Origin of the sequence: Sphingomonas sp. OTU376 (assembly GCF_038440415.1) — a bacterium.
In the GTDB taxonomy this organism is placed as follows: Bacteria; Pseudomonadota; Alphaproteobacteria; order Sphingomonadales; family Sphingomonadaceae; genus Sphingomonas; species Sphingomonas kyeonggiensis_A.
In genome coordinates this window covers 1-7498 of the sequence record NZ_JASATQ010000118.1, presented here as the reverse complement: position 1 = coordinate 7498, position 7498 = coordinate 1, and the positions used below count along the sequence as shown (strand labels likewise).

At 69.0% G+C, this 7498-nt stretch carries 9 protein-coding genes; 7 read left to right on the top strand and 2 right to left on the bottom strand.

What is annotated here, in order from left to right:
- Positions 1 to 29 precede the first annotated feature (29 nt).
- From AAHM44_RS24415 to AAHM44_RS24385, 7 genes are all read left to right on the top strand, one after another.
- On the top strand, positions 30 to 770 hold the full coding sequence (locus AAHM44_RS24415) for an alpha/beta hydrolase (RefSeq protein ID WP_342251613.1): 741 nt from the start codon (positions 30 to 32) through the stop codon (positions 768 to 770).
- Positions 755 to 1510: a tetratricopeptide repeat protein gene (locus tag AAHM44_RS24410; RefSeq protein ID WP_342251612.1), complete on the top strand. Its 756-nt coding sequence runs from the start codon at positions 755 to 757 to the stop codon at positions 1508 to 1510. The genes AAHM44_RS24415 and AAHM44_RS24410 overlap by 16 nt, the downstream gene beginning before the upstream one ends.
- A gap of 157 nt (positions 1511 to 1667) precedes the next feature.
- On the top strand, positions 1668 to 2123 hold the full coding sequence (locus AAHM44_RS24405) for a VOC family protein (protein WP_342251611.1): 456 nt from the start codon (positions 1668 to 1670) through the stop codon (positions 2121 to 2123).
- The gene (locus AAHM44_RS24400; RefSeq protein ID WP_342251610.1) at positions 2117 to 3145 is read left to right on the top strand and encodes an NAD(P)H-dependent flavin oxidoreductase; all 1029 of its coding nucleotides are present in this window, start codon (positions 2117 to 2119) and stop codon (positions 3143 to 3145) included. The genes AAHM44_RS24405 and AAHM44_RS24400 overlap by 7 nt, the downstream gene beginning before the upstream one ends.
- A gap of 81 nt (positions 3146 to 3226) precedes the next feature.
- Positions 3227 to 3952 (top strand): hydroxyacylglutathione hydrolase, encoded by a 726-nt coding sequence (gene gloB / locus AAHM44_RS24395; protein WP_269572819.1) that lies wholly within the window; start codon positions 3227 to 3229, stop codon positions 3950 to 3952.
- 51 nt (positions 3953 to 4003) lie between these two features.
- The gene (locus AAHM44_RS24390) at positions 4004 to 4393 is read left to right on the top strand and encodes a hypothetical protein (protein ID WP_269572818.1); all 390 of its coding nucleotides are present in this window, start codon (positions 4004 to 4006) and stop codon (positions 4391 to 4393) included.
- Positions 4394 to 4404: 11 nt separating this feature from the next.
- Positions 4405 to 4806 (top strand): DUF6491 family protein, encoded by a 402-nt coding sequence (locus tag AAHM44_RS24385; protein ID WP_342251609.1) that lies wholly within the window; start codon positions 4405 to 4407, stop codon positions 4804 to 4806.
- 45 nt (positions 4807 to 4851) lie between these two features.
- Here AAHM44_RS24385 and hslU read toward each other — a convergent pair whose 3' ends face one another.
- Together hslU and AAHM44_RS24375 are read right to left on the bottom strand one after the other, a co-directional pair.
- Entirely contained in the window at positions 4852 to 6144 is a 1293-nt protein-coding gene (gene hslU / locus AAHM44_RS24380; protein ID WP_269572816.1) for an ATP-dependent protease ATPase subunit HslU, read from the bottom strand.
- A 61-nt stretch (positions 6145 to 6205) separates the two neighbouring features.
- Complete coding sequence (locus AAHM44_RS24375) at positions 6206 to 7330, bottom strand: FAD-dependent oxidoreductase (protein WP_342251608.1); 1125 nt, start codon at positions 7328 to 7330, stop codon at positions 6206 to 6208.
- Positions 7331 to 7498: the final 168 nt, after the last annotated feature.

Here is a 7498-nt window from a genome sequence, read left to right as displayed (position 1 = left end):
GGTTTGGGGTGAGGCGCTAAGCCTTCGGCATGACCAAAGAAACTACCCCTCCACCTCCCAGCCTCGCCTATCACCACACCCCCGGCGCCGGGCCGACGGTGATGTTCCTGTGCGGCTATGCGTCCGACATGAACGGCAGCAAGGCGCTGCATCTGGAGGCATGGGCGAAGGCGAACGGCCGGGCGTTCCTGCGCTTCGATTATGCCGGCTGCGGCGAGAGCGAAGGCAATTTCGAGGACGGGACGCTGGCCTCATGGCGCGATGATGCGCTGCGGATGATCGACGAGGTGGTGAAGGGCCCGGTGGTGCTGGTCGGCTCTTCGATGGGTGGCTGGATCATGGCGATGATCGCCAAGGCGCGGCCGGAGGTGGTCGCCGGCCTGGTCGGCATCGCCGCGGCGCCGGACTTCACCGACTGGGGCTTCACCATGGAGCAGAAGATGGCCCTGCTCCAGCAGGGCCGGCTCGAGACGCCGAACGACTATGGCGACCAGCCGACCGTGACGACGCGCGGCTTCTGGGCGTCGGGCGAGGCCAATCGCGTGCTCGTCCAGCCGATCGCCTGGGGTGGCCCGGTGCGGCTGCTCCAGGGGCAGAAGGACAGGGAAGTGCCCTGGGAATATGCTCCGCGGCTGGCGGCGATGATCCGTTCAGACATGGTGCAGACTCTGCTGGTCAAGGACGCGGAACATCGTTTTTCGCGCGAGCAGGACCTGGCCCTGATCGTGCGTGCGCTCGAGGAAGTGCTCACCCTATGCTCCCCATCCTGATCCTCGCCCTCCAGACCGTTCCGGTGCAGGAGGCGACGGCGGCGCCCAAGGAACCGCCGCGCTTCACCCAGTGCATGGACCTGGCGACGACCGACCCCGCCAAGGGCGTCGTCGATGCCGGGCAGTGGCGCACCGAGGGGGGCGGCGTGCTGGCGCGCCAGTGCCTGGGCGTGGCCTATGCCAATGGCGGCAAATGGGCGGCGGCGGCCGGCGCGTTCGAGGATGCGGCGCGCGAGGCGGAGACCGCGAAGGACCCGCGCGCGCCGCAATATTGGGCCTCGGCCGGCAACGCCTGGATCGCGGCGCAGCAGCCCGCCAAGGCACGCGCGGCGATCGACGCGGCACTGGCGACCGGCGCGCTGGCCGGGCTCGATCTGGGCGAGGCGCATCTCGACCGGGCACGGGCGATGGTCGCCCTGGGCGACACGGAGGCGGCGCGCAGCGACATCGACCGGGCGCTGACCTATGCCGACAAGGACCCGCTCGCCTGGCTGCTCTCGGCGACGCTGGCGCGGCGCTCGGGCGACCTGCCGCGCGCGGCACATGACATCACCGAAGCGCTGCGGCGCTCGGGCGACGATCCCTCGGTCCAGCTCGAGGCGGGCAATATCGCGGCGGCAAGCGGAAATGAGGCGGATGCGCGCACCGCCTGGGCACGCGTGATCGAGCTGGCGCCGGGCACCGGCCTGGCCAGCGCGGCGCGCAAGGCGCTGGAGCAGTTCTCGGCGACGGAGAAGTGATCCCTTGAGCTCCTCCCCCTCGGGGGAGGGGTTTGGGGTGGAGCCTATCGGCGGGCGTCGGTCTCGGTGGGACTTTTCCCTACCCCCAACCCCTCCCTTCCAGGGAGGGCTCCGGCAGGACTGGCGCTTCCCTCCGCCCGCCCCTATCTCCCGCCGCATGCGCTATCTCCACACGATGATCCGCGTGACGGATCCCGACGCCACGATCGCCTTTTTCGAGCTGCTGGGCCTCAAGCAGGTCCGGCGAATGGACAGCGAGGCGGGGCGGTTCTCGCTGATCTTCCTGGCCGCCGACGAGGACAGCAAGGGTGAGGGCAAGCGCGCCGATGCCGAGGTCGAGCTGACCTATAACTGGCCGGCCGAGGACGGCAGCCGGGCCGAGGTCTATACCGGCGGCCGCAATTTCGGGCACCTGGCCTACCGCGTCGATAATATCTACGAGACCTGCCAGCGGCTGCTCGACGGCGGCGTGACGATCAACCGCCCGCCGCGCGACGGCAACATGGCGTTCGTCCGCACCCCCGACAACATCTCGATCGAGCTGCTCCAGGCGGGCGATCCGCTGCCGCCGGCCGAGCCTTGGGCATCGATGCCGAACACGGGGCAGTGGTAGGCTTTCTCGAGACGATCGGGGCCCGCGCCCCGATCATCCAGGCGCCGATGGCCGGTGCCGGCGGGCCCGGGCTCGCGATCGCGGCGATGCGGGGCGGGGCAGTGGGATCGCTGCCCTGCGCGCTGCTGACCGCCGAACAGCTCGCCGCGCAGGTCGCCGAGGTTCGCGCCGGCGCGGCTGGGCCGCTCAACCTCAATTTCTTCTGCCATCATTTGCCCGATCCGGCGCCGGACGAAAGCGCCTGGCGTGCCTTGCTCGCGCCCTATTACGCGCGGGAAGGCGTGGCCCCGGGTACGCCGCCGCCGCTGCGCCGGCCGTTCGATGCGGCGCTGTGCGCGGCGGTCGAGGCGGCGCGGCCGGAGGTCGTCAGCTTCCATTTCGGGCTGCCGGACGAAGCGCTGCTCGCGCGGGTGCGCTCAGCCGGGGCGCTGGTTTTCGGCAATGCGACGACGCGCGCGGAGATGCGCTGGCTCGCCGAGCGCGGTGTGGATGCCGTGATCGGGCAGGGGGCGGAAGCGGGCGGGCATGCCGGCTGGTTCCTGGGCGATGCGCATGCGCCGGTGCCGCTTGCCGAGCTGCTGGCCGAGAAGATCGCCGTGCCGGTGGTCGCCGCGGGCGGGATCACCGACGGCGCGGACATCGCCCGGATGCTGGCGGCGGGGGCGAGCGCGGTGCAGCTCGGCACCGCCTTCCTCGCGGCGGAAGAGAGCGGCATCTCGACGCCGTTCCGCGCGCTGCTCGGCACCGAGGTCACGACGCAGTTCACCAACCTGTTCTCGGGCCGGGAGGCGCAAGGTATCCGCAACCGGCTGATGCGCGAGCTGGGGCCGATCCGCACGGAGGTGCCGGCCTTCCCTTATGGCTCCAATGCGCTCGCGCCGTTGCGCGCGCATGCGGAGGCCGATGGCCGGGGCGATTATTCGCCGCTCTGGGCGGGGACGAACGTGGCGCGGGTGCGGGCAATGGGGGCGGAGGCGCTGGTGCGCCGGCTGGCCGAGGAGCTCCGCGCCGCGCGGCGTTGAATCTGCACGACCGCGCAGCAAAATTGCGCGGAATTGGTGTAAAGTCTGGTTAAAGGCCTAAAAGGAAAGCGGAAGGGTATCATGGCACTCGAGATCGTCCGCATTCCAGCGCTCAGCGACAACTACATCTGGCTGATCCACGACAAGCGCGCGGACAAGACCGCCGTAGTCGATCCGGGCGATGCCGCGCCGGTGCTCGAGGAGCTCAAGCTACGCGGGTGGAAGCTCAACGCGATCCTCAACACCCATTGGCATCCCGATCATACCGGCGGCAATGCGCAGCTGAAGGCGGAGACCGGCGCGGTGATCATCGCGCCTTCGGGTGAGGGCACGCGCATCCCGGGCGCCGACTGGCTGGCGGGGTCGAACAACAAGATCAAGGTCGGCCAGCATGTCGCGCAGGTGGTCGACGTGCCGGGGCATACCGCCGGGCACATCGCCTTCCATTTCGCGTCCGAGGGCATCATCTTCGTCGGCGACACGCTGTTCGCGATGGGCTGCGGCCGGCTGTTCGAGGGGACGGCGGAGCAGATGTTCCGCAACATGCGGTACTTTGCGACGCTGCCGCCCGAGACAAAGGTCTATTGCGCTCACGAATATACCCAGGCGAACGGCCGTTTCGCGCTCAGCGTGGAGCCGGACAATGCGGCGTTGCAGGCGCGCATGACCGAGGTCGATGCACTGCGCGAAGCCGGCGAGCCGACCGTGCCGACGACGATTGGCGCCGAGCTGGCGACCAACCCGTTCCTGCGCGCGGAAAGCGTCGAGCAGCTCGCCGAGCGGCGTGCTGCAAAGGATGTTTTTTGATCGACGCGGGCGTATAGTCCGGACAGTGTCGGGGGCGACGGGAGACAGATGATGATCCGCTTCGCCACACCGCTTCTGATCCTCGCTGCCTGCGCGGCCAATACCGCGCTGCCCCAGAAGGGCGCGAACAGCGACGACGCCAGGATTGCCAAGCGCCTTGCCGGGCTTACCCCCGGTGCGCCGGTGGATTGCCTGCCGCCGCAGCGGACGAGCGAGATGCAGGGCTATGCCAATACGATCCTCTATATCGGCGGACGCAACAAGGTCTGGCGCAGCGACCTGATCGGCTCCTGTCCGGGGCTGTCGCGCGGCGACCTGCCGGTGATCACCAGCGTCAGCGGTCGGGTCTGCCGGGGCGATACGGTTCAGACGCGGGCGCGGATCGGCGGCATGTGGACCGGATCCTGCGCGCTGGGGCCGTTCGTGCCCTACAGCAAGTGAGGAGAGCGGCGATGCGTGCTGTGATGCTGATCGCCGCGATCGGGCTGGCGGGTTGTACCGCGAGCAGCGAGATGATGGCCTCGCAACAGGCCGAGGCGCAGAAGGACCTGGCTTCGGCGCTGGGCGACCGGGTGGCGGGCGCGCCGCGGGACTGCATCTCGGTGACCGACAGCGACGGACCGCAGATCATCGATGACCATACGATCCTCTACAAGCCGCTGGGCCGGGCCTTGTGGCGCAACGACCTGGGCAGTTCCTGCCCTGGGCTGAGACCCTACACCACGCTGATCGTCGAGGTGCATGGATCGCAGATCTGCCGGAACGACCGGTTCCGGGTGCTGGATCCGGGATCGAGCATCCCGAGCGCCTATTGCATGTTCGGCAAGTTCACGCCGTACGAGAAGGCCAAATAACTCCAAAAAATCCTCCCCCGGCGCCGCGGGGGAGGGATTCGAACTTCACAGCACGTAGCGGCTCAGATCGGTGTTCCGCGCCACCGCGGCGAGCTGCTTGTCGACATAGGCGCCGTCGATCACCAGCGTCTCGCCCTTGCGGTCCTCGGCGCCGAAGCTGATGTCCTCGAGCAGCTTCTCCATCACCGTCTGCAGACGGCGGGCGCCGATATTCTCGACCTCGCCATTCACCTCGGCGGCGATGCGCGCGACGGCGCGGATGCCGTCCTGGGTGAAGTCGATGCTGACGCCCTCGGTGCCGAGCAGCGCGGCGTATTGCTGCACCAGGCTCGCCTTGGTGTCCGACAGGATCGCGACGAAATCCTCCTCGGTCAGGCCCTTCAGCTCGACGCGGATCGGCAGGCGGCCCTGCAGCTCGGGCAGCAGGTCGCTCGGCTTGGCGACGTGGAAGGCACCCGAGGCAATGAAGAGGATGTGATCGGTCTTCATCGGCCCGTACTTGGTGGCGACGGTGGTGCCCTCGATCAGCGGCAGCAGGTCGCGCTGCACGCCTTCGCGGCTGACCGAACCACCACGCACGTCGCTCACCGCGATCTTGTCGATCTCGTCGAGGAAGACGATGCCGTTCGCCTCGGCATCGGCCAAGGCAACCCGACTCACCTCGTCCTGGTCGAGCCGCTTGTCGGCCTCTTCCTCGACCAGCTTGGTCCAGGCGGCGCGGACGCTCATCTTGCGGCGCTTGAGCGGGGTGCCGGCAAGGCCCTTCATCATCTCGCCCAGGTTGATCATCTGGGGCGCGCCGCCCGGGATGTCGAAGGGCATGGCCGGGGCCTGCTCGACTTCGATCTCGATCTCGGCATTGTCGAGCGTGCCCTCGGCGAAGCGCTGCTTGAAGGCTTCGCGGGTGGCGGTGGAGCTGTCCTTGCCGGTCAGCGCGTCGAGCAACCGGCCCATCGCCGCTTCCTCGGCCTTGTCCTTCACCGCGGCGCGGCGGCGCTCCTTCTCGAGCCGGATCGCTTCCTCGACCAGGTCGCGGGCGATCTGCTCGACGTCGCGGCCGACATAGCCGACTTCGGTGAACTTGGTCGCCTCGACCTTCACGAACGGGGCGTCGGCGAGCTTGGCGAGGCGGCGGCTGATCTCGGTCTTGCCGCAGCCGGTCGGCCCGATCATCAGGATGTTCTTCGGCGTGACCTCGTCGCGGAGATCGGCCGAGAGCTGCTGGCGGCGCCAGCGGTTGCGCAGCGCCACCGACACGGCGCGCTTGGCATCCTTCTGGCCGATGATGTGCGCATCGAGAGCGGCGACGATCGCCTTGGGCGTGAGATTCTCGTTCATTGGGGGATTGGATACTCTGGCTTCGTTTCGGACCCCGATGTTGGGGGCCGCCCCGTCCGCTTCAAGCCGTGCAGTGAAAGCCCGAGAAGAAGTCCCGCTGGCGCTCGAGGATCTTCGCGATCCGATCGGGCTGGGGCGTGGCATCCCATTCGCCATGCTCGAAGGTGCCGCCGCAGATGATCCCATCGGCGCGGGGGAACATATAGCCCATGCGGCCGGCAAAGGCATATTGGACCTCGCTCTGTGGGAGCAGCACCGCGAGCTGGCCGCGCACCGGCTCGATGCCGGGGTCGCCGAACAATTTGCCGGCACCGAGGCCGGTGCAGTTGAAGACCAAAGTTTCCGGCAGGGCGAGGATGTCGGCCGGGGTGGCGAAGTCGCGGATCGCGAACCTGCCCCCGGCGATCTGGATGTCGCGCATCAACTGGCGGAGGAGATGACCGCTCTCGGCATACATGGTGCTGAAGCGGCGGACGCGCCGGACCGGGAAGGGATGCTCGCCGGGGCCGAGGATCACCCGGTCGGCCTCATAGGCGCTGGAGAGATCGGGCTCGGCGGAATCCTCGGCCGGATCGTCGCGCATCTGGAGATAGGTCGGCACCCAGCGGATGCCATATTCCTCGCCGACCATGATCTGGAAGCGCCGCCAGCTATAGTCCATCGCCAGCTTGAACTGGGCGATCCATTCGGGGGTGACCTGGCCGGGATCGTAGAGGCTGGCCGGATGCCATTGGCCGCCGGCGATGTTCGAGGTGGTGTGGGGCGGCAGCTGGGCGGCATAGAGCGTGACCTGGCGGCCGGCTTCCTGGAGCAGCCGCGCGGTGGTGAGCCCGACAATGCCGCAGCCGAGCACCGCGACCGGGCCGCTATGGCCGGGCAGGCCGAGATCGACCGCGAGGCGCGAGGTGCCCCAGCTCAGCGTGATGCCGGCGCCGCCATGGCCGTAATTATGGACGAGGCGCTTGTCGCCCAGCGCCTTGGCGCGGACGACGAAGCCTTGCGACCGGTAGGGGCGCAGGCCCGCGACGGTGCGGATGACGCGGCTTGGCGCGACATTGACGATCGGCAGGCATTTCGGGCCGCGGGTGGTGCTGGCGCTCGCCAGCCGGGGGCGCGGCGCGGTCGTCGTGCAGGCGGGGAGGGCGAGCGCGGCGGAGGCGATCAGCGGGCGGCGGGCGATCTGCATGGCCGCAGGGTAGGGCGCGCGGGGCCGCGCTCAACCTGGTTTTGGTTGGGAGAGCCATGAGCTGGGCTCATGGGTGGAGGGGCTTAGGTCGTATCGACATTCGGCCACTTCCTGGTTCCCCGGGGGGGGGGGGGGGGGGGGGGGGGGGGGGGGGGGGGGGGGGGGGGG

Coding starts and splice junctions, on each gene's coding strand:
- gloB (WP_269572819.1), top strand. CDS start 3,227: ATGGCACTCGAGATCGTCCGCATTCCAGCGCTCAGCGACAACTACATC.
- AAHM44_RS24375 (WP_342251608.1), bottom strand. CDS start 7,330: ATGCAGATCGCCCGCCGCCCGCTGATCGCCTCCGCCGCGCTCGCCCTC.
- AAHM44_RS24390 (WP_269572818.1), top strand. CDS start 4,004: ATGATCCGCTTCGCCACACCGCTTCTGATCCTCGCTGCCTGCGCGGCC.
- hslU (WP_269572816.1), bottom strand. CDS start 6,144: ATGAACGAGAATCTCACGCCCAAGGCGATCGTCGCCGCTCTCGATGCG.
- AAHM44_RS24405 (WP_342251611.1), top strand. CDS start 1,668: ATGCGCTATCTCCACACGATGATCCGCGTGACGGATCCCGACGCCACG.
- AAHM44_RS24415 (WP_342251613.1), top strand. CDS start 30: ATGACCAAAGAAACTACCCCTCCACCTCCCAGCCTCGCCTATCACCAC.
- AAHM44_RS24410 (WP_342251612.1), top strand. CDS start 755: ATGCTCCCCATCCTGATCCTCGCCCTCCAGACCGTTCCGGTGCAGGAG.
- AAHM44_RS24385 (WP_342251609.1), top strand. CDS start 4,405: ATGCGTGCTGTGATGCTGATCGCCGCGATCGGGCTGGCGGGTTGTACC.